This is a genomic window from Streptomyces sp. NPDC045998 (genome assembly GCF_056430285.1).
The window spans coordinates 520,840-541,422 of sequence record NZ_JBWKLJ010000002.1; the positions used below are offsets into that span (position 1 = coordinate 520,840).

At 75.2% G+C, this 20,583-nt stretch carries 19 protein-coding genes; 4 read left to right on the forward strand and 15 right to left on the reverse strand.

Going from position 1 to position 20,583, the window contains the following annotated elements; all coding sequences use genetic code 11:
• Positions 1-2: 2 nt before the first annotated feature.
• The 4 genes from AC07FJ_RS07290 to AC07FJ_RS07305 are packed head-to-tail and all read right to left on the reverse strand — an operon-like array spanning position 3 to position 4,730.
• Positions 3-1,178 (reverse strand): aromatic ring-hydroxylating dioxygenase subunit alpha, encoded by a 1,176-nt coding sequence (locus AC07FJ_RS07290; protein WP_479046228.1) that lies wholly within the window; start codon positions 1,176-1,178, stop codon positions 3-5.
• A gap of 32 nt (positions 1,179-1,210) precedes the next feature.
• The gene (locus AC07FJ_RS07295; protein ID WP_479046231.1) at positions 1,211-2,182 is read right to left on the reverse strand and encodes an alpha/beta hydrolase family protein; all 972 of its coding nucleotides are present in this window, start codon (positions 2,180-2,182) and stop codon (positions 1,211-1,213) included.
• Positions 2,179-2,997: a hypothetical protein gene (locus tag AC07FJ_RS07300; RefSeq protein WP_479046234.1), complete on the reverse strand. Its 819-nt coding sequence runs from the start codon at positions 2,995-2,997 to the stop codon at positions 2,179-2,181. Before AC07FJ_RS07300 ends, AC07FJ_RS07295 begins: the two co-directional genes overlap by 4 nt.
• Positions 2,994-4,730: a nitrilase-related carbon-nitrogen hydrolase gene (locus AC07FJ_RS07305; RefSeq protein ID WP_479046237.1), complete on the reverse strand. Its 1,737-nt coding sequence runs from the start codon at positions 4,728-4,730 to the stop codon at positions 2,994-2,996. The genes AC07FJ_RS07300 and AC07FJ_RS07305 overlap by 4 nt, the downstream gene beginning before the upstream one ends.
• Before the next feature lie 112 nt (positions 4,731-4,842).
• Here AC07FJ_RS07305 and AC07FJ_RS07310 point away from each other — a divergent pair, with 112 nt between their 5' ends.
• Entirely contained in the window at positions 4,843-5,187 is a 345-nt protein-coding gene (locus AC07FJ_RS07310) for a Dabb family protein (RefSeq protein ID WP_479046241.1), read from the forward strand.
• On the opposite strand, the gene AC07FJ_RS07315 is transcribed toward AC07FJ_RS07310, so the two are convergent.
• The 6 genes from AC07FJ_RS07315 to AC07FJ_RS07340 all read right to left on the reverse strand — a co-directional run bounded on the left by AC07FJ_RS07315 (position 5,184) and on the right by AC07FJ_RS07340 (position 13,281).
• Positions 5,184-6,188 carry a hypothetical protein gene (locus tag AC07FJ_RS07315; RefSeq protein ID WP_479046243.1) on the reverse strand — a complete coding sequence of 335 codons (1,005 nt, stop codon included), beginning with the start codon at positions 6,186-6,188 and terminating at the stop codon, positions 5,184-5,186. The genes AC07FJ_RS07310 and AC07FJ_RS07315 overlap by 4 nt on opposite strands.
• Before the next feature lie 140 nt (positions 6,189-6,328).
• Positions 6,329-7,783, reverse strand: coding sequence for an aldehyde dehydrogenase family protein (locus AC07FJ_RS07320; RefSeq protein WP_479046245.1), 1,455 nt, complete (start codon positions 7,781-7,783; stop codon positions 6,329-6,331).
• Complete coding sequence (locus tag AC07FJ_RS07325) at positions 7,773-8,969, reverse strand: FAD-dependent oxidoreductase (protein ID WP_479046248.1); 1,197 nt, start codon at positions 8,967-8,969, stop codon at positions 7,773-7,775. Before AC07FJ_RS07325 ends, AC07FJ_RS07320 begins: the two co-directional genes overlap by 11 nt.
• Positions 8,966-10,450 carry an aldehyde dehydrogenase family protein gene (locus AC07FJ_RS07330; RefSeq protein ID WP_479046250.1) on the reverse strand — a complete coding sequence of 495 codons (1,485 nt, stop codon included), beginning with the start codon at positions 10,448-10,450 and terminating at the stop codon, positions 8,966-8,968. The genes AC07FJ_RS07325 and AC07FJ_RS07330 overlap by 4 nt, the downstream gene beginning before the upstream one ends.
• Complete coding sequence (locus AC07FJ_RS07335; RefSeq protein ID WP_479046253.1) at positions 10,447-11,751, reverse strand: acyl-CoA dehydrogenase family protein; 1,305 nt, start codon at positions 11,749-11,751, stop codon at positions 10,447-10,449. The genes AC07FJ_RS07330 and AC07FJ_RS07335 overlap by 4 nt, the downstream gene beginning before the upstream one ends.
• 249 nt (positions 11,752-12,000) lie before the next feature.
• The gene (locus tag AC07FJ_RS07340) at positions 12,001-13,281 is read right to left on the reverse strand and encodes a flavin reductase family protein (RefSeq protein WP_479046255.1); all 1,281 of its coding nucleotides are present in this window, start codon (positions 13,279-13,281) and stop codon (positions 12,001-12,003) included.
• A 285-nt stretch (positions 13,282-13,566) separates the two neighbouring features.
• Here AC07FJ_RS07340 and AC07FJ_RS07345 point away from each other — a divergent pair, with 285 nt between their 5' ends.
• A complete protein-coding gene (locus tag AC07FJ_RS07345; RefSeq protein WP_361426790.1) occupies positions 13,567-14,304 on the forward strand; it encodes an IclR family transcriptional regulator in 738 nt (245 codons plus the stop codon).
• 24 nt (positions 14,305-14,328) lie between these two features.
• Here the strand turns inward: AC07FJ_RS07345 and AC07FJ_RS07350 are convergent, their stop codons facing one another.
• Positions 14,329-15,024 (reverse strand): hypothetical protein, encoded by a 696-nt coding sequence (locus AC07FJ_RS07350; RefSeq protein WP_479046258.1) that lies wholly within the window; start codon positions 15,022-15,024, stop codon positions 14,329-14,331.
• Positions 15,025-15,035: 11 nt separating this feature from the next.
• Entirely contained in the window at positions 15,036-16,016 is a 981-nt protein-coding gene (locus AC07FJ_RS07355) for a hydroxymethylglutaryl-CoA lyase (RefSeq protein WP_479046261.1), read from the reverse strand.
• A gap of 77 nt (positions 16,017-16,093) precedes the next feature.
• On the opposite strand from AC07FJ_RS07355, the gene AC07FJ_RS07360 reads away from it, so the two are divergent.
• Positions 16,094-17,287, forward strand: a complete 1,194-nt coding sequence (locus AC07FJ_RS07360) for a CaiB/BaiF CoA transferase family protein (RefSeq protein ID WP_479046263.1) — start codon at positions 16,094-16,096, stop codon at positions 17,285-17,287.
• A gap of 1 nt (position 17,288) precedes the next feature.
• Positions 17,289-17,933: an isochorismatase family protein gene (locus AC07FJ_RS07365; protein ID WP_479046266.1), complete on the forward strand. Its 645-nt coding sequence runs from the start codon at positions 17,289-17,291 to the stop codon at positions 17,931-17,933.
• Between the two features lie 75 nt (positions 17,934-18,008).
• Here the strand turns inward: AC07FJ_RS07365 and AC07FJ_RS07370 are convergent, their stop codons facing one another.
• Genes AC07FJ_RS07370 through AC07FJ_RS07380 form a run of 3 tightly spaced genes read right to left on the reverse strand, consistent with a single transcriptional unit; the run spans position 18,009 to position 20,403 of the window.
• The gene (locus AC07FJ_RS07370) at positions 18,009-18,668 is read right to left on the reverse strand and encodes a neocarzinostatin apoprotein domain-containing protein (protein WP_479046269.1); all 660 of its coding nucleotides are present in this window, start codon (positions 18,666-18,668) and stop codon (positions 18,009-18,011) included.
• Positions 18,665-19,354 carry a neocarzinostatin apoprotein domain-containing protein gene (locus tag AC07FJ_RS07375; protein ID WP_479046272.1) on the reverse strand — a complete coding sequence of 230 codons (690 nt, stop codon included), beginning with the start codon at positions 19,352-19,354 and terminating at the stop codon, positions 18,665-18,667. The genes AC07FJ_RS07370 and AC07FJ_RS07375 overlap by 4 nt, the downstream gene beginning before the upstream one ends.
• Positions 19,351-20,403 (reverse strand): hypothetical protein, encoded by a 1,053-nt coding sequence (locus AC07FJ_RS07380; protein WP_479046275.1) that lies wholly within the window; start codon positions 20,401-20,403, stop codon positions 19,351-19,353. Before AC07FJ_RS07380 ends, AC07FJ_RS07375 begins: the two co-directional genes overlap by 4 nt.
• Between the last annotated feature and the right edge of the window lie 180 nt (positions 20,404-20,583).

The window sequence follows — 20,583 nt, forward strand, 5'->3', positions numbered from 1 at the left end:
GATCACTCGCTCTCGACGGTGGGGTGGCCGGCGGTGGGGTGGAAGCCGTGCGCCTTCTGTTCCCAGGCGCGGGCGAACTCGGGGACGTCACGCCGCCCCGGTGAGGGGATCACGGTGGCGGTGCGTGCCGGGACGTCGCCCGTGATGCGGTCGGCCGCACCGACCATCCACCCCTTCGCGGCCAGTTCCTGACGCTTGCGGCGGTACGCGACCGAGATCAGGTCCGACCGCAGGTGCAGCTCCGCGCCCAGGTCGGCGGGGAGCAGCTCGGGGCGGGTGCCGTCCACGACCGGGGCGTCCTGGCCGAAGATCTTCATGACGCGCTTGCGGGTGTTGCCGTCGGCCCACGCACCGGTGAAGAAGTCCCGCAGCGCCACCCACTTCACCAGGGTCGTCGTCTCGTCCACCGGGATGTTGGTGTCGTAGATGACCATGCTGCCCAGCGGCAGCCGCACATGGAGCTTGATCAGGTTCGGCAGCATCCAGCCGGCCGTGGTCACCACCGGCGGCCGGTCCTTCGCCCGCGCCCTGCGGTCGGCGTACAGCCGCGCCCACAGCCCCTTGGCGGTGGGCGGGTGGAGGGCGACCGTCGCGAAGGCCGACCACTCGTCGGGCTGCTCCAGCGTGTACTCCTCGACCTCCGGCCGGTCGGGGTTCCCGAAGGAACCCGCGTGGACGAAGGGGGTGTGCGCGATGTCGCAGCCGTTCTCCAGCACCCGCTCGTAGTTGGAGCGCCACAGGTACTCGCCCCGGACCGCCTTGAACCGGCCCCCGTTCTCGACCAGTTCGTCGAACTCGGGCCACACCGGGACCGGGGGCCGCTCCTCCGGAGGCAGGTCGCCGAGGAACACCCACACGAAGCCGTACTTCTCCTGGACGGGGTAGGCGTCCACCCGCGCCTTCTTCGGGATGCCCCGCCCCGGCTGGTTGGCCGGGATGAGCGTGCACGCCCCGTCCGCGTCGAACCGCCACCCGTGGTACGGGCAGACCACGCAGTCACCCGCCAGGGTGCCGGCGGACAGGGCCGCGCCCCGGTGCGCGCACAGGTCGGACAGGGCGACGGGGCGGCCGGCGCCGGTGCGGTACAGCACGAGCGACTGGCCCAGGCACACCACCTTCCGGGGCGTGCGCCCGACGCGGTCGGCGAACTCGACCGCGTACCAGAAATTCTTGAGCATCCGTGCCGCTCCTCATCGTTGGAGTGGGGAAGTCAGCGGCGACGCACCAGGGCGAGGCCGGGGTGGGGCGGGGCGAGCAGCGACGCGAGCGCGCCGTGGGCCGCGGCGTCGCCGCGCAGGTGGGCGGTGCAGAACAGCGTGACGAGCCGGGCCAGCAGGGCCCGTGCCGAGCGCTGGGCCCCACCGGGCCGCTCCAGGAACCCGCGGGCCGAGGTGGGGTCGTGCGGGTCGCACGGAGTGAAGTGCCCCGCGCCGGTGAGCCGCGCCCAGACGTGCGCGCCGTCCGCGTCCCGCAGCGCCTCGGCGAAGGTGCGCTCCACCGGATCGGACGCGCCCTCACCGCCGTACCGGTCCGTGCTCGCGGCGATCACGCCGTCCGTCTCGCCGGACAGCAGCAGGACCGGCGCGGTGCCGCTCACCGGCAGCACCGTGCCGGGCGGCCAGCCCAGCATCGAGGCGACCAGCGTATGGGCGCCGTACGTGAAGACGGCGCGGACGCCCGGCGTGAACCCGGCGGACTGCAGCGCCACGGTGCCGCCCGCCGAGTGCCCGCCCAGCGCGACGCGGTCCAGGTCGAGCAGGCCCGCCAGGGGTGACCGGCCCGCCGGCTCCCCCAGCGCGGTGAGCAGCGCCCCGATGAGCGGGGTGGTGGGCCGGGAGCCGTACCCGGCGGGGGACGCGGCGTCGAGGTCGACGGCCGGGGTCAGGCCGTGGCTGCCGGCGAACAGCTCACCCACCAGGTCCGCCGTGACCGTCACCAGGCCCCTCTCGGCGAGGGCGATGGCGAGCCAGCGGTACGCGTCCTGCCCGACGTTGATGCCGGGCAGGAGCAGCACGACAGGGTACGGGGCGCGGGACGGATCGGCCGGCACCTCGCCCGTCAGGCGTTCGGCGTCGGAACCCGTGTGCCGGGCGGGGTAGAACACGCGCAGGTGGGCCGTGTCGAACGGCTCCTTGAGACCGGGCACGCGGGTGGCCCACCACAGGGACCGCACCTGGCTCATGACGCGGGCCCGCCGTACCGGGGCAGTTCACGGTCCCCGCCCCACAGGGCGCGCACCAGCCGGCCGGTGGTCTCCTCGCCGAAGTACCGCACGCCCATGACGTTGGCGGGGTCGCGTTCGGCGATGTTGCGGCGGCTCGCCAGGTCGGCGGCGGCGAGCGCGGCCCGCTGCTCCTCCGGTACGGGCTCCGCCTCGTCCACCCACCCCAGCCAGCGGTCCACGTGCGCGTGCGTCAGCCGCCGCACGAGCGCGACGTGGTGCTCGTCGCGGGGCATCGCGTAGCAGTACGCGGTGGGGGAGAGGCTCGCCCGGATGAAGCCGGCGCGGCTGGTGAACCACGACAGCTCCGGGTTCTCCTCGCGTACGGACAGCCACTCCCGGGCGACGGGCTCGTAGTAGCGGTCGTAGTAGTCGCCGTCGGCGAGCAGGTTCGTACGCGGTACGGAGTCGAGGTAGAACCAGCCGCCGGGCCAGCAGAGCAGGGCGATGCCCAGGTGCGGGACGCGGATGTGCGGGCCCAGCCAGACCGTCAGGTGGAGGTTGGCGAAGCCGCGCGTGGGGTTGCCCAGCCACGAGTGCACCATCCAGTCGACCTCCGGGCCGGTGTACGCGGCCAGCGAGCCACCGGGGCTCGTGGGCGGTGAACCGTAGCTCTCCAGGTCCTTGGTGGACGGGTCCCGGTGGAGCTCGAAGCGGGCGTCGATCTTCTCCTTGAGCTCGATGAGCAGGGCCCGCCACTGCTCGAAGGTGTCGGTCACGTCGGTGACCGGGGCTTCGTCCGTCATGTCCTGGACGGCCTTGAGGGTGTCGCTCACGGTGCTCCTCCTGGGCGTGCGGCCGCGACGAGGGCCCCGGCGAGGTGCCAGGGCCGTCCGTCGACGAGGTCGGTTCCGCGCGAGACGAGACGGCGGGCGGCCTGGCCCGGCCGGATGGGGGCGAGGGTGAGGCGGCCGTCCGCCGGGGTGGTGTCGGGGTGGCTGATCCGGCCGTCGAAGGGCGCCGCCCCACGGGCCTGCCACAGGCCGAAGCCCCGCGGCAGGCGGTGGATCGCGCCGGTGGCGTGACCGGCCGCCACCACGTTCACGCGGTTCTCGGCGCTGCGCTCCGGGAGCCCGAGGGCGCTCTCCCAGCCCTCCGTCCCGGTGAAGCAGACGGCGGCCGTGTCCGCTCCGGCGAGCGCGGCGAGCCGGAAGGTCTCCGGGTACAGGCCGTCGTCGCCGACGACCACCGCCACCCTGCCCCACGGGGCGTCGTACGTGTGGAGCCGCGACCCGGGCGGACCGTCGGCCCAGGCCGCGTGCCGCGTACTGCGGTGCAGCTGGGACTGTACGAGGACGGGGCCGTCGGCACGGAGCAGGTAACCGGTGTGGACGCGCTCGTGGGGCAGGGTGCAGGCGAGGTACGTGTCGGTGCCGGCGAGCGCGCCGGTCAGCGCGGCCACTGCCTCCTTGGCCAGTGCCTCCTTGGCCGGGGCCGCGCCGGCCGCGGGGTCGACGACTCCGCCGGGGAAGCAGAACAGCTCCGGCACCACGACCAGCGACGCGCCCAGGGCGGCCGCCCGGGCGGTCAGCTCCGCCGCCTCGGCCACCGCGTCGCGCGGGTCCCCGGCCCCGGGGCGTACGACGGCGGCCGTCACCTCGTCGGCCCGCCGCCCCGCGAAGGGCGGCGCCGGGTGGGGCGGCGCCGCGAGGGGGGCGTACAGCTCGGGCCGGCGGGCGGCGAAGACGTCGGTGCCGTCCGGGCGCCGCTTGTCGTCGGCCCGCGCCGGCTCGATGTCGGCGACGACGACCGCCTCGCCCGTGCGCGGGGCCCGGGCGACCACGGTGCCGTCGGGCGCGACGATCTGGCTCTCCCCGGCCCCGTGGAGCGCTTCCCGGGGAACCCCCAGCCCGGCGGCGACGGCGTCGACGTGCTCGTCGGGCAGCAGGGGGCCGACCTTGTTGGCGGCGACGACCCAGACTCTGTTCTCCGCCGCCCGCACCGGGATGTGCAGCGACGCCTCGTCCAGGGCGAAGGAGTTGAGGCTGTTGAGGAGGACCTGGGCGCCGCGCACGGCGAGCCCCCGGCACACCTCGCTGATGACGCCCTCCATGCACGAGTACAGCCCGATCCTGCCGACCGCCGTGTCGACGACCGGCCCCGGGGTGAGGGCCGGGTCGAGGTGGTCCCGCTCGCTGCCCATCAGGACCTGTTTGTCCGCGTGGGCGAGGAGCGCGCCGTCGGGGCCGTACAGGAGACCGGCCGCGGTCACCCGGTCCCCGCCGGGTGCGGCCAGGGTGACGTGGGTCTTGACGAACACGCGGTGCCGCGCCGCCGCGGCGGCCAGCGGCGCCAGGAAGTCGTCACCGGGCCGGCACGCCCTGCGCAGCGCGTGCGCCCGGTCGTCGTACCAGGACAGGTGGTTGCAGAACTCCGGCAGCACCACCAGGCGGGCGCCGCGCCGCGCGGCCGCGTCGATCGCGCGGAGGCATGCGGCCAGGTTGGCGCGGCGGTCGCGGCCCACGGCGAACTGGGCCGCGGCGACGCGCACGGTGGAGCCTTCGGCCATGACAGCCTCCCGTGGTCACTGGTTCCCCTAGCGGAACAGTGTTTCCCCAACATACACTCGGCTGCCACCCCGCGACAGGGGTGGGAAGCGACGACCGACCGGAGGTTGTGCCGTGCTCGTCCATGTCGTCCTGATGAGGTTCACCGACCCCGCCGACGCCCCCGAGGCGAAGAGGAGGCTGGAGGAACTGCCCCCGCTCGTCGGCGAGATCGCGTCCATGCGCGTGGGCCTCGACGTCACCGGGTCGGCCGTCTCGTACGACCTGTGCATGACCACCCGGCACACCTCGGCCACCGCGCTCGCCGCCTACCAGCGTCACCCAGCGCATCGCGCGCTGGGTGACTGGCTGCGCCCGCGGCTCGCGGACCGGGCGACGGTCGACTACGTCGACTCAGGAGACTCCGGGAGGCCCTGGGACTCCGGAGGCTCCGGCGATGACGGCCGGTCGCGCCACTAGGAAGTGCGGCCGGGCAGCGTCTGGATGGTGCCCGCGGCGAGCAGGGACGCGTAGTACGCGCCACCGGGGTAGAGGTCCGCGGTGCGCGTCCCGTCGAAGGCGTCCTTCGCCCAGCCGACCGCGAGGGTCTGCAGCGCGGAGACGTTCTTCTGCTGCGGCGTGCCGCACAGCAGCGTGCCCGCGTTGTCGGTGGTGGAGCCCTCCGCGTCCGTGTGGGCGCCCGACGTCAGGCGTACGCCGACGAACGGGCGGGGCAGCAGCTGCTGGAGCGCGGCGGTGCCGCTGCCGCTGTTGTTGCAGCTGTAGCCGGGGGCGGAGACGGTCAGGATGGGCAGGGACGTCGTCGCCAGCTGGGTGAGCGAGGCGTCGGTGTTGTTCCCGATGAACGACTTCACCGGGTCCAGCAGGACCAGGCCGCGCACCTTGGCGAACGCGGCCGGGTGGTCGGCCCGCAGTCTCTGCGCCACGTACTCCGCCGCCTCGCCGCCCGCCGAGTGGCCGGCGAAGACGAACGCGGACGGCAGCGCGCCCAGATCGATGCGCCCGGCCTCGCTCTTGGCCGACGCGTAACTGCGGGCCAGTGGGGACGAGCCGCTGCCGGCGGAGGCGAACCAGGTCGCCACGTTGTCGAGGAACGGCTTGTTGTTCCCGATGTTCTGCAGCGTGCAGCCGAACATGTCCGCGCTGCGCAGGGTCGGGGCGAACACCAGGTATCCGGCGGCGGCGTAGCGGCCGGCCAGGTCCGTCATGTGGTCGTTGGCGCGGGCGAAGCCGTGCTGGAGCCAGACCAGGCCCTTCGGGGTGCCGGACGGGAAGTACCAGTCGGCGGGCTGGCGGTAGGTGAAGACCGCGCACGACACGTCGACGGTGGTGGACGCCTTGGTGACGGCGGACGCGGCGGTGGTGGCGGGCGCGGAATGGGCGGTGGTGGCCGGGACGGCGCCGAGGAGCAGGGCGGCAAGTGCCGGAACGGTCACCTTGCGCAGGGCGGGCAGGTGCATGCGATCCTCCGAGAGCGGGCAGCCGTTTCCGAGAAGGAAACTGAGTTTCTGCACGCGATACGGGGATGACAGCGGAGGAGGCCGGGCCTGTCAATACCCGCCGTCGAAGCGGAGGCGGACGCACCGCTACGGGACGGCGCTTACGCCGGGCCCGGGTACGCGCCGGGAGGCATCCCCGGACCGCCCGCCCGGAAGGCCGCGGGCGCGTGCGTGACACACGGCTGCGTGTAGCCGTACAGCCCCTCGGCGCCGTACTCCCGCCCGTGCCCGCTGCGCTTGACGCCGCCGAAGGGCGCCCGCAGCGACATCCCCGTGCGGTTGTGCGTGTTGACGAAGCGGAAACCGGCCTCCAGCCGCTGTGCGAAGGCGAACGCCCGGTCCTCGTCGGCGCTCCACACCGAAGCGCCGAGGCCGTACTCGGTGGCGTTGACGCGGGCCACCACCTCGTCCTCGCCGTCGTACGGCAGCACCGGGACCACCGGGCCGAACTGCTCCTCCCGCACCACGGGCGCACCGTCGTCCAGGCCCAGCAGCAGCACCGGCCGCACGAAGTGCCCGGCGGCGAGGTCCGTGTCCGGACACACCCCGCCCAGCTCGACGGCGCGTCCGCCCCGGTCCCGGGCGTCGGCGACGAGCCGCCGGACGCGGTCCGCCGCCTCGGCACTGATCACCGGGCCCACCGTCGTGGCGGGACGCAGCGGGTCGCCGAGCAGCAGCGCGCGCTCGGCCGCCGCGACGTACTCCGCCACGAACCGCTCGTACCGCCGCCGTGGCACGTAGATCCGCTTGACCGCCATGCACACCTGCCCGGCGGTGGCGAAACTCGCGAGCACCAGCCGTTCCAGGTCGCTCCGCGCCAGCCGCGCGTCGTCCAGGAGCACGGCGGCGTCGTTGCCGCCCAGCTCCATGGTGGTCGGCGTCAGCGCGGCCGCGGCGACCGCGCCCACGGCACGCCCCGCCTCCGGCCCGCCCGTGAAGGAGACCTTCCGGATGTCCGCGTGCCCGGCGAGGGCCCGCGCCGTCGCCGCGTATCCGTGGACGACGTGCACCAGCCCCGGCGGCACGTGCCGCGCGCACGCCTCCAGGACCAGCGACACCGCCAGCGGGGCCAGCGGCGAGGGCTTGACCACCACGGCGTTGCCCGCCGCCAGCGCGGGCGCCAGCTTCAAGACCGTGAGCACCACGGGCGCGTTCCACGGCGTGAGCGCCGCGACCGCGCCGAAGGGCCGGTGGCTCACCGTCAGCCGCCCTGCCGCGTCGTCGGTGACCCGGTCGGCGAGCAGCCCGGGCGCGTGCTCGCCGTACCAGCGCAGGACGGCCCCGGAGAAGCGGATCTCGCCCGCGCAGTCCGCCACCGGCTTGCCCGACTCGCGCGCCAGCAACGGCGCGGCCTCGCCCGCCACCTCGTCGAGCGCGGCGGCCGCGCGCACCAGCGCACCGGCCCGCTCCTCCGCCGGCTCCCCGGCCCAGGAGCGGGCGGCCGCCTCCGCCGCCGCGACCGCCCGGTCCACCACCGCGCCCCCGGCCACCGGCACGCTCCCCACGACCTCGTCCACCCGCGCCGGGTTCCGGCGGACGACGAACTCAGCGGACACGCACGCCCTCCTCCGTACCACCGGCCGGCCGCAGTGAGGCGATCATCGAACTGCGCAGCAGCGCCTCCCTCGCCCTGACCGGGTCCGCCGCCACGGCCCGCAACTCCTCGCGCACCGCCGCCCGGGTGGCCTCGTCACGCGCGCGCAGCCGTTCCCAGTTGCGATGCGTCTCGGCCCCGACGTACGTCAGGGCACAGCGGCGGCGCCCCTCGGCGGCCCGGGTCAGCTCCGCGTCCGGGGCCGCACCGGCGATCACGGCGGCGAGCGCGGTGCCCATGAGGACGGCGTCGTGGATGCCGCTGTTCATGCCCATGCCCCCCAGCGGGTTGTTGACGTGCGCGGCGTCCCCGCACAGCAGCACCCGGCCGTACCGGAAGCCGTCCGCCACCCGCTGGTGGACCCGGTACAGGCTGGCGTGCGCGACGCGCCACGGCCGGGCACCCGGGCACACGCCCCGGAGCCGCTCCGGGAGCCGCGCCGATTCGGCCGCGTCCGGTGTGCCGTCCGGCGTGGGCAGCAGCACCCGCCAGTGGTCGGGCGTGCGCAGCAGCACCAGCCACTCGTCCGGATCGAGGACGTACGCGATCGGCGCCAGGTCCGGCATCGCCGCCGTCAGGTCCTCGTCCAGCGAGGCGACGAGGAAGCGCTCGGGATACGTCACCCCCGCGAAGCCCGCGCCCACGGCCCGTCGTACGGCCGAGTGCGCCCCGTCCGCGCCGATCAGCCAGTCACCGCCGACCCGCGAGCCGTCCTCGAGCACCACCGTCACCGAACGGCCGTCCCGCACCACGTCCCGTACCGCGCGGCCGAAGCGCACCTCTGCCGCGGGGTGCCGGCCCAGCGCGTCGAGCAGGATCGGCGTCAGCTTGCTCTGCTCGCACTGCACGCGGTACGGGTACGGCGTGTCGTCCGCCAGCACCGCCAGGTCCAGCTCGGCGACCGGCTGCCCGGTACGGCGCTCGCGGTACTGGAAGGTGCGGGCGACCAGCCCCCGGTCGAGCAGGGCCCCGACGACCCCCAGCCCGTCGAGCATCTCCAGGGTCGGCGGATGGAACGTCGACGCCCGCGACTCCGTCGCGAGGCCCGCCCCCTGTTCCAGCACCGTCACCGCAATGCCGCGCCGGGCCAGGACGAGCGCGGCGGTCAGCCCCACGGGCCCCGCGCCCGCCACCAGGACACGGCTCACGACGCGCCCCCGGGGCGTGTGTGCAGTGCGAAGGCGCCCTCCACGCCGGTGACCCGGGCACCGGTGAAGTGCAGGACCGTCTCGTCCGTGCCCTCGTCCACGAGTCCGGACAAGCCCCACGCGGGGCGGGGCGTGTCGGGGTGCAGGCTCAGCAGGGACGAACCGTTGACCTTCACCTCGCCCGCCCGCACGCGCCGTGCGACGGCCAGCGCGGCCGTCTCGTCGGTGCCCACCACGTACCCCTCCAGCCCGTACCCGGTGGAGTTCGCCAGGGCCACGGCCTCACGCACGTCGGCGTACGGGTGCACGGTGGCCACCGGCCCGAAGACCTCCTCGCGCGTCGCCGCCTCCGGCGCGCCGGTCACCAGCAGGGGCGCCAGGTAGGTGCCCCGCTCCGGAACGCGGGCGAGGGCATGGGCCTGCGCCCCCGCACCGGTGAGCGCCTCGACCGCCGCCAGCGCCCGCGCACGGTGGCGCGAGTGCGCCAGCGGCCCGTACTCGGTGGCCGGGTCGAGCGGAGCGCCCACCCGCAGCCCGGCGAGCGCCGCCGCCGTCGCGTCGAGAACGTCCGCGAGCAGCGGCGCCGGCACGACGAGCCGGCCCAGCGCACGGCACCACTGGCCGTTCAGCGTGGTGAGCAGCTCGGCGGCGACGCGGCCGGCGACCTCCACGTCCGCGTCCGGCAGCACGACCAGCGGGTTGTTCCCGCCGAGTTCGAGCTGGACGGGCTTCAGCGCCCGCCCGCACACGGCGGCGACCTCGCGGCCCGCCGCCGTGCCTCCCGTGAACGACACCACCCGGATCCTGTCGTCCGCCACCAGCCGCGCCCCCGTGGCGCCGTCGCCGTGCAGCAGCTGTAGCACGGCCGGCGGCGCCCCGGCGGCGGCCAGCCCCTCGGCCGCCGCCTCGACCAGCAACCGCGTACCGTACGGGGCCAGTTCCGGCGCCTTGACGACGACCGGGCAGCCGGCGGCCAGCGCGCTCGCCGCCTTGTGGGCGGCCATGGGCGCGGGCGCGTTGTACGGCACGACGCACAGGGCGGGCCCGAGCGGCGCGCGGCGCACCTCGACCACCCGGCCGTCCGGCCGTACGGAGCGGGCGTGCAGCAGCCCGGCGCGCAGGCGCGCGGCGGCCAGGCGGAAGGCCCCTCCGACGATGACGCCGAGACCCGACGTCTGGGCCAGCGGGACGCCGGTGGCGTACGCCTCGGCCCGCACGATCTCCGGGACGCGGGCCTCGACGGCGGCGGCCGCCGCCTCCAGCGCGTCCGCCCGCTCCTCGTCGGCGAGCCCGCCCCAGCCCTCGTCCGCGTGGAGCGCCGCCGCGGCGGCGAGGGCGCGCTCGACGCGTTCGGGGGAGCTCGCGGCCGCCCGCCGTACGGGCTCACCGGTGGCCGGGTCCTCCAGCATCACGTCGAGTTCCAGGGCACACGGCTGCCGGTCACCGTCCACCAGGTCGGCGATCGGGTCGGTCGGTCTCACCGGTCGGCCTCCACGGTCGCGAACAGGGCGTTCTCCCGCGCCTCCGTGGCGATGCCGGCCACTTCGAGCCGGCCGCGTTCCGCCGGGAACGTCATCACCAGGCCCATGGCCAGGTCGCGCAGCGCACGGCCCACCGGCCCGTCCATCGTGGCCCCCGACGTGCCGCAGGCCTTCAACGCGCCCAGTGCCACCTCGAAGCACGCCTCGGTCACCGACCCCTTGCCGAGCCGCCAGTGCGTGAACACCTCGGACTTGGGCCGCACCGGCGGCTCGGACGTCTCCAGCTCCAACTGGCGCCGCAGCCACAGGTAGGCGGTCTGGAGGCGCTGCGTCATGTCACCGATGAGCACCTGGTGCACGGGGCTGGACGCGATGGGCCTGCCCGTGTCGGCGAACGTGCGACGCGTGAGGGTCTCCAGCGTGTGGTCGTACACCGCCTGCGCCGCGCCCGTGTAGACGGCGGCGATGGCGAGCTGGTTGCCGACGAAGCTGCCCCGGCTGACCTGGAGCATGCGGGTGAACGCGCCGGGGAGGGTGAGTGCGTGGTCCTCCGGGACGAAGACGCCGTCGAGCCGGATGCCGTGGTTGGCGCTGGCGCGCATGCCGAGGCCGTTCCACGGCTCGCGGGAGGCGACACCGGGCGCGGTGCGCGGCACGAGGAAGAGAGCGAGCGCGTCGGGCCCTTCCTTCCCCTCCAGCTTCGCGGTGACGAGGTAGGTGTCGGCGACGCCGGTGGCGCAGCCGAAGGACTTCTCGCCGGACAGCAGCCAGCCGCCGGGGGCCGGTTCGGCGGTGGTGGCGATGGAGATGTTCGCCCCCGCGCTCTTGGCCGACTCACTGGCGAAGTTGGCGAGCCACCGCCCGGAGGCCATCGTCGTCAGCACCCGCTCGGCGAAGGCGGTCACGTCGCCGGTCTCCTCCGGGGTGAAGAGCCCGGCCCGGACGGCTTCGAGGGGCAACAGCCCGCGCGAGGCGCTGGTGTTGTGGAAGAAGTAGGCGAGCGCGGTGGACGGGCAGGCGGTGCCCATGGCGTACGTCGCCGCCGCCAGGTCCCGCAGCGTTCCGCCGAGTCCGCCGTACTCCTCCGGGACGACCAGGCCCAGGAGCCCGGCCTCGCGCAGCAGCGCCACGTGCCCCGCGGGGAAGGCGGCCTCGGCGTCCGCCCGGGCGGCGGCGGCCCTCAGGGCGGGCAGGACGGCCTCGACGCGTTCGGCCCGGGCGCGTTCGGCCGGGGTCATGGCGTCGAGGAGGCGTTCGGCGGTCAGGCGGGGGGCGGTGGGTGGTGGGGACGCTGATGGCATGGGTGCGGCTCCTCACTGGCTTCGGGTGCCTGGGGTGGGGCGTACGGCGCGCTGCCGGTACGGGGCACGGTGCACGATCGGTACGGTGCGCGGCGCGCGGTGGCGCAGGCCCGCGGAGTGCGGGCGTGGTGCTGGGCGTGCGGTCGGCGCGCGGAGCGCGGGCGTGGTGCTCGGCGTACGGGCTCTCGGCGCGCGGGTGCGACGGTGGGTCCGGTGCGCGCCGGCGTGCCCTCACCCGGCGGCGTACCGTCACGAGCCGGCGGCCGGGCGCACCGGACCGCCTCGCCGCCGCCCGTACCCCAGGGCGTGCAGCTCGTTCAGGCAGGGGCGCAGGGCTTCCCGTTCCACCGGCGCCTCGACGCCGAGCCGCGCACACAGCAGCAGCAGGCGCTCGGTGGGCAGCAGCCCGCCGCAGCCGGCCAGACCGGTGTCGAAGTCCCGGACGCCGTTCTTCATCGCGGTGAGGGCGTTGACCAGCCCGAGGCCGTGATGGTCGCGCAGCGCCAGCCGCAGGAGGGCGTCTCCCGCCTGCGGTACGGCGTCCTGGAGGAGTCTGCGCAGATGGCGCGGGGAGCCGTCGTCGTGCTCCTCACCGCCCCGGGGCCCGGCTTCGTCCAGCGCGATCTCCCCGCACCCCGCCTCCCGCAGCGCTGCGACGGTCTGCAGAACGGCCCGTCCGCGCGCGGGGTCGAGGGCGTCGTCGACGCGCCCCACGACCGTGGCACCGGAGCCGGCCACCGCGGCGACGACGGAGGCGGCCGCGGCAGCGACGCCGTCCGCCGCGACGGTCACCTCCACCACCCCGCACCCGGCGGCCGTCGCCTCCGCCGCCTCGGCGGCGTCCCTCACCCGCACCGAGACGCGCTCCGGCAGGGCGGGCGAGCGGCGCAGCTCCTCGCGCGGCAGCCGTACCCGGACACCGGCGGCGCGGACGGCGGCCGCCAGCCGCGCCACGCGCCGCCGGTTCCCCGCCTCCGCCGCCAGCGTGCGGGCCAGGCCCGTGTCGGCGACGGCGACCTTCTCCGGGAGCGGGTCGGCGAGCTGGCCCCAGGAGCGGGAGTGGAACAGCAGCGGGGAGGTGATGCGGGGCACTCCGGCCGCGATCACCTCGCCCACGAAGATGGTGTGGTCCCCACCGGGGTAGACATGGCGTACCCGGCAGTCCACCCAGGCGGCGGCGTCGGTGAGTACGGGACTGCCGGTGGCGCCCGGCAGCCAGTCGCCCTCTGCGAACCGGTCGGTGACGCCCGGCGTCAGCCCGGCGAACCGGCGGCCGAGCCCGATGTGGTCGCGCCCCAGCACGTTCACGGCGAACACGCCGTTGCGCGTGACGAGTTCATGGGAGCGGATGCGGCGGTCGAGGCAGACCAGGACGAGCGGAGGGCGCAGACTGACGCTGCTGAAGGAACTCGCCGTCATCCCGTGGCGGCGGCCGTCGGGCCCGGCGGTGGTGATGATGCCGACTCCGCTCGGCCAGCGGGCCAGCACCCGGCGGAAGGTGGTCTCGTCCACGGCGGTACCGGTGTCCATCGCCACATCCGCCCCCACGTCGTTGTCTGCATCGTTTCCTGATGCGAAACAGTGTCACGCACACCGTAACGAGGCGCATGAGTGGGCGTCAAGGGACTGTGATACGTGGCCGGGGGAGTGTTTCCCATGGGGAAATCGCGCCCTATGCTGGGGCGTGGTCGGCGCCCGTCGCCCCGGCCGGCTCAGCACGCCCGCACCACACCGGGGGACACCGTGACCGACGAGAACAGCAGCGAGAGCGGCAGCGAGAACAGCAGCAGGTCCATCGCCGCGGTCGAGCGCGCCATGGACGTGCTCCTCCTCTTCGGCCGCGCCGGACGCCCCGATCTGGGCGTCACCGAGATCGCCCAGGAGCTGGGCATCACCAAGGCGGCCGTGCACCGCATCCTCACCGCCCTGCGCAACCGCGACCTGATCATCACCGACTCCGTCACCCGCCGGTACGCGCTCGGCCCCGCGGCCATCTCGCTCGGCCGCGCCTACCTGGCCCGTACCGACCTGCGCATCCTCGCCGCGCCCGAGCTGCGGCGCCTGGCGGACCAGTGCGGCGAGACGGCCACCCTCTCCATCCGGCGCGGTGACACCCGGCTGTACGTCGACCAGGTCGTGCCCGTCCAGGAGCTGCGGATGGAGGTCGCCCTCGGCATCCCCTTCCCCCTGCACGCGGGCAGTTCGTCCAAGGCCATGCTGGCCTTCCTGCCGGAGGCCGAGATCGACGCGTACCTCGACCGGCACGCGCTGGAGCCACTGACCGACCGGACCATCACCGACCCCGCCAAGCTCCGCAAGGAGCTCGCCGCCATCCGGCGCCGGGGCTACGCGACGTCCGTCGGGGAGCGCGAGGCCGGGTCCGCCTCCCTGGCGGCCCCCGTCCTCGGGCACGACGGCCATGTCATCGCCGTCCTGAGCGTCGCCGGCCCGCAGACCCGCTTCAAGCCCCGCATGGGCGAGTGCGCGCCCCTGCTGCTCGAGGCGGCCGAGCGGCTGTCGGCCGAGTTCGGCCACCGGCCCACCGCCGACTGACCGACGGGCGGGCCCGTGCCGCGCTCACAGGCTCGCTCCCGGTTTCAGTACGCCCAGCACCGCCGCGCCCAGGACGCAGCACCAGATGGTCGCCACGTACGGGACGCAGCCGTCCACCGCCCGCCGCAGCGCCCGCTCGGTCCCCGGCGTCGAGCCCTCCGCGCCGAGGGCCGCGAAGGCCGGGCCGAACGGCCGCAGGGTGAGCCGGATGCCGAGCCCGCACGCGAGGGCGACGGCGTACAGCGCGACCTTCGCGCCGAGCCAGCGCGGCTCCGTGGTCACCCCGAAGGGTTCGTCGGCGGCGAGCGTGTACGCCGCCACGCCGAGCAGCACCGCCGTCGCGGCGATGCGGACGGTCCAGTCGGCGCGCCGCACCCAGGGGCGCCGGCCCGGGCGGTGATGGTCCGCGACCGTCAGCCACAGCCAGCAGACGGCCCCGGCCCAGGTGGCCGTCACCGTCCAGCCGTTCAGGACGGCTTCGGCCCCGTGCGGCTCCAGCGCCATCAGCGTGACGCCGCTGGGCAGGAACAGCACCAGGCACACCTTCGGGCCGAGGTCGAGGATCCCCATGATGCGCAGGGCGGTGGCGCGGGCCGCGAACGGCAGCTCCGCACGCAGGACGTAGCGGCTGGAGACGTACACGCCCAGGTCGCCGCCGAGCCAGAACACGAACAGGACGAGGTGGAGCAGGATCCACCAGCCGTGCGGATGCGCGCCCATGGTGCCCTCCCTCACGCCCGGCCGTCGGTCTGGGCCGGGGAAGGGGTCGGGGCCGGGGTCGGGATCGGGGCCGTGGCCGGGAAGCCGCCGGCCCGCCCGAGCAGCGCGGGCGCCTCCCGGCCCAGCAGCGTGCCCAGCCACGTACCCGCGCCGGAGGCGGCGTCCAGGTCGATCCCCGTGCGCGTCCCCATCCGCTCCAGCAGGTAGACGAGGTCCTCCGTCGCGATGTTGCCGGTCGCCGCCGGGGCTAAGGGGCAGCCGCCGAAGCCGCCCAGGGACGCGTCCAGCCACGTGGTGCCCGCCGCCACTGAGGCCACGGCGTTCGCGTAACCGGTGTTGCGCGTGTTGTGGAAATGGCAGCGCAGCGGAACGCCGGGCGCGGCCTCCCGCACCGCGTGCAGCAGCCGGCCCACCGCGTCCGGCGCGGCGACGCCGATCGTGTCCGCGAGGGCGATCTCGGCGGCCCCGGTCGCCGCCCCGCGGCGCGCGATCTCCACGACGCGCTCCTCGGGCACCTCGCCCTCGAAGGGGCAGCCGAACGCGGCCGCGATCGTCAGCGTCGGAGGGGCGCCGGCCGCGTGCGCGGCCTTCGCGATGCTGGCCCACGCGCCGAGAGCCTCCTCCGTGTCCACCCCCTGGTTGCGGCGGCAGAACGTGTCCGTGGCCACCACCACGCAGTTGACCTCGTGCACCCCGGCGTCCACCGCCCGCGCCAGCCCCCGCTCGTTGAGGACGAGACCGCTGTAGCGCACCCCGTCCGGACGCGGCAGGAGCGCCATGACGTCCTCGGCGCCCGCCATCTGCGGCACCCGGTCGGGGCGGACGAACGCCACCGCCTCGATCCGCCGCGCGCCCGCCGCCACGGCGCGCCGTACCAGCTCGGCGCGCGACTCGGGGGTGAGGACGGTGCTTTCGTTCTGCAGGCCGTCGCGCGGTGCGACCTCCACCACGCCGACGGAGGCGGAGGGCGCGTGAGTCACTGACTTCCCCATCGAGTTCTCCATGCGCCGCATTCTGCCCTGCCGGTTCCTCTAGCGAAACGGCGTTTCCCAAAACTACACTCGCGGCCATGACTGGACCTCTGTCCGACATCCGTGTCCTGGAGACCGGCACCCTGCTCGCCGGCCCTTTCTGCGGCCAACTCCTCGGCGACCACGGCGCCGAGGTCATCAAGCTCGAAGACCCCGGCCGAGGCGACCCCATGCGCCAGTGGGGGCGTGAACGCCCCTACGGGAAATCGCTGTGGTGGCCCGTCGTCGCCCGCAACAAGAAGTCGGTCACCTGCAACCTGCGCCACCCCGAGGGGCAGGCCCTCGCCCGCGAACTCGCCGCGCGCGCCGACGTCCTGGTCGAGAACTTCCGCCCCGGCACCCTGGAACGCTGGGGCCTCGGCTACGCCGAGCTCGCCGCCCTCAACCCCCGCCTCGTCCTCGTCCGCGTCACCGGGTACGGGCAGAGCGGACCGTACGCGCCCCGTGCCGGCTTCGGCTCGATCGGCGAAGCCATGGGCGGCATCCGGCACATCACCGGCGAGCCCGACCGGCCCCCGTCCCGGACCGGCGTCTCCCTCGGCGACGCGCTCGCCGGCACGATGGCCGCGTACGGAGCCGTCATGGCGCTGCACGCCCGGGAGCGCACGGGCAGGGGGCAGGTCGTCGACTCCGCGCTGTACGAAGCCGTCCTCGCCTACATGGAGTCGCTGCTCCCCGAGTGGGAGATCGGCGGCTACCAGCGCGAACGCACCGGCGCCGTCCTCCCCAACGTCGCCCCCAGCAACGCCTATCCGACCGCCGACGGCGCCACCGTCCTCATCGCCGCCAACCAGGACACCGTCTTCCGGCGCCTGGCCGAGGTGATGGGCCGCGAAGACCTCAGCGACAGCCCCCACTACGCCACCCACACGGCGCGCGGGGCGCACCAGCGCGCACTGGACGACCTCATCACCGAGTGGACCGCGCGGCAGCACTCCGAGGACCTGCTCGCGGCCCTGCACGCGGCCGGGGTCCCGGCCGGCAAGACCTACACCGCCGCCGACATGCTCGCCGACCCGCACTTCGCCGCCCGCCGGGCCATCGTGCGCCTACCGCACCCGGACTTCGGCGAGATCCCCATGCAGAACGTCGTCCCCCGCCTCTCGGAAACCCCGGGAGCCGTCCGCTGGGCCGGCCCGGCCCTCGGCGAGCACAACGACGAGATCTACGGAAAGCTGCTCGGCCTCACCGACGAGCGGCGCGACGAACTGGCCGCGGAAGGGGTGATCTGACGTGTCCGCCGCGTCCGACGGCCTGGACGAGGACTACCGGGCCGCCGGATTCGGCCGCCGCGTCGGCTGGGGGCGGCGGCCGGCCGTCCTGCTGGTCGATCCGGTACGGGCCTACGCCGACCCCGACTCCCCGCTCTTCCTGCGGACGGCGGCCGACGCCCTCGCCGCCATGGCACGCCTGGCCCGCGCCGCCCGCCGGGCCGGCCTGCCGGTGGTGTTCACCGCCGTGCGCTACGCCCGCGAACCGGCCCTCCACGTACCGCACTTCCACCGCAAGGTCCCGGGCCTCGACGCGTTCCGCGCGGACAGCCCGCACGGCCGCTTCACCGCGGTGTGCCCGCCCGCCCCCGGGGACGACACGGTGTACAAGCACTACCCGAGCGCCTTCTTCCGCACCGGCCTGCACGACCGGCTGACGTCGTACGGCGTGGACACCGTCGTCATCGGCGGCTTCTCCACCAGCGGTTGCGTCCGCGCCAGCGCCCTCGACGCCCTCCAGCACGGCTTCCGGCCCCTCGTCGTACGCGAAGCCGTGGCCGACCGCGATGCCGCACCGCACGAGGCGAACCTCTTCGACCTCGATGCCAAGTACGCCGACGTCGTGAGCCTCGGCGAAGCCTGCGCCGCACTCGGCGGCGGCGGGTAGCGGACACGCGGACAGCCGAAGACGGGATGGGTGCCGGGCACCGGTTCACCGAACCGGTGCCCGGCACGCACGGTCTCAGTGCCGGGCGGCCTGTCGCCGGCGCGCCACGAACATCCCCCCGGCGCCGAGCACGACCAAGGCGCCGCCGATCAGCGCCACGGGGACCGTGTCGCCGGGACCGGTCTTCGGGAGGCTGGGCGTGGTGGCGCTGCTCGACGGCCGGGGAGCACCGGGGGAGGGAGCGCCACCGCCGCCCGTGCCACCCGTACCGCCACCGGTGCCGCCCGTGCCGCCGCCCGCGCCGACCGTCAGCGGCACCTGTGCCAGTTCCCTGGTCGCCGTGATGGAGACGGCGATGACGCAGGCACCCGCCTTCGCGGTGCAGTCGACCCCACCCACCTTCCCCTTGACGGTGATCCGCGCGGTGGTGCCGTTGGAGGACGCGCTGTGCCAGACACCGGACGCGTCGGTCCTCCCGATGACCGAGGACTCCGGTGCGGTGTCGCAGTCCGTCGGCTTGGCCGGGTTCGGCGTGCAGAGCCCGATCGGAACGAACGGCTGGTTGGGGCTGAGCCCCTTCGCGGAGACGGTGACCTTGTCACCGGGTGCCAGGCCGGTGGACTTGCTCACGGTCAGCGAGGGCGCCGCCGCGGCCGGGGCGGCGAGCGCCGTGACCGCGAGGGCCGCTCCCGCCGCGAGGGCGGCGGTGCGACGGGACGGACGCAGGGACGTCATGGTGTACCTCCGGTATCGGTGTGAGGGAAACGGGATCGACCACGTCGTGAGAGGACAAGGGACGAGACGGCGCACAGCACGGTCACGCCGGTGGAAGCGGCCCACAGGGCGGTGGACGGCCCGCCCCAGCGCCCGCCCCAGCGCCCGTCCGGCGCGGAGGAGGAGCCGGGGCCGGTGGCGGCGCTGCCGGTGCCCGAAGGCTCGCCCGGTACGGCGCCGCCGCGGAAACCCACGGGGATGTCGACGGTGTTGGCGGCACGCACGGCGGCGGGGGCCGCGGACGGCAGCGGGGAGACGCCCACCACGCAGGCGGTGGTCCGGCAGTCGACGCCGAGGAACCTGGCCCGGACGGTGAGTCTGACCGTGGGCAGCCGCCCGGAGCCGTCGATGTTGACCAGCGTGGCGCCGCCGCCCAGGTCGCAGTCGCCGATGCCGGTGTAACCCTCCCGGCAGAGACCGACCGCGACGGAGGGGAGACCCGGCCGGAAGCCCCGACCGGTGACGGTGACCTCCTGACCGTCGGTCAGCCCGACGGCCGCGGACACCTTCGCCGTCGCCGGTCCGTCCGCCGCCGCGGCGCTCGTGGCGCCGCCGACGCCGCCGCACAGGCAGAGGGCCGCGCACACCGCCGCGACGGCCGAGGCCCGTCCGGACGAACCGGACCGGGCCGACGCGGATCGTGTCATGAGGATGCCTTCCTGTCCTGCCGTACGCGCCGGGCGGGCGCGTGCGGCGCGTACGCCACGGCCGCGCCCACCGGCCACAGAGCGACCACCACCAGAGCGTCGGCGGCCGTGACCAGCCGCCCCGCCGCCTCCCAGAGCCCCGCACCGGCAACGGCCCCGCACAGCCCCCACGCGGCGTACCGGCCGGGCAGCAGGCGGGCGCACCCGGCCGCCACCGCGAGGACGCCCGCGAGCGCGAGGGTGAGCTGCCAGGCACTCGCCGCCACCGCGCAGGCGGTCACCGCCGCGCCCAGGGCGAGCAGGAGCAGGGGCGGCCTCGCGGCGGGAAGGCCGCGCCACCTGGGGCTGACCAGTGCCCCGGTCGCGAAGAAGCCCACGGCCACGCCCGCCGCGCCGGCCGTGAACAGGGCGAGCGATCCGCCCAGAAGCTCGAACCGGAAGACGGAGAAGTCCTGTGCGGCCGACAGGGCGGCCGCCGTGCCCGCCCCGACCGCCGCCCACGCGCCCCGCCGTGCGGGCGCCGCACCCCCGGCAGGGGCCGTCCCGCCGCCGGCCGCCGCCGGAATCAGCAGGACGGCCCCGGCGCAGCCACACGCGGCGAGCGCCGTGCCGGGCCGGTCCGCGAGCACTCCGGTCACCGCCCCCGCCGCGCCGAAGCCGGCCAGGACGCCCGCGTACCACGGCGTCGTACCGGGCTGCCGGGACAGCGCGGGGACCCCGAGGACGGCCGCGGCCGCCACCGCCGTACAGAACACCGCCGCCGACGGCCACACCCCCGCGACAGCCGTCAGCAGGCAGGCCACCGCGGCGTACCGGGCGGCGACCGCGGCCGAGAGGGACCCCGCCCGCCGGCGCCGCCGGGCGGCCGCAACCGCCGTGAGGCCGCTCAGCAGTCCCGCCGAGAGCAGCACGTAACGGAGGGCGGTGCCCGGCATCCCGACGACACCGCCGAGCAGCGGAGCGCCCACCAGCAGGGAGCCGGGTACGAGTCCGGCGGCGGCACCGGTGAACGCGTCCACGACGCGGGGCCGGCGTGGCTCGGCGGTCATGGGGTGCTCCTTCCGGAGCAGGAGGAAAGGGACGGACAATCGTTTCCAACAGGGAAACGCTGTTGCCTATCAGGCCCCCTATACAGCCCGTGCCGGGTCTCGCTGTCAAGGGTTGGAACGGGAAACGCTGGATCTGCATGCGAAACACCAACAGAGAAGCCTGCCTTGACCTCCGGAATC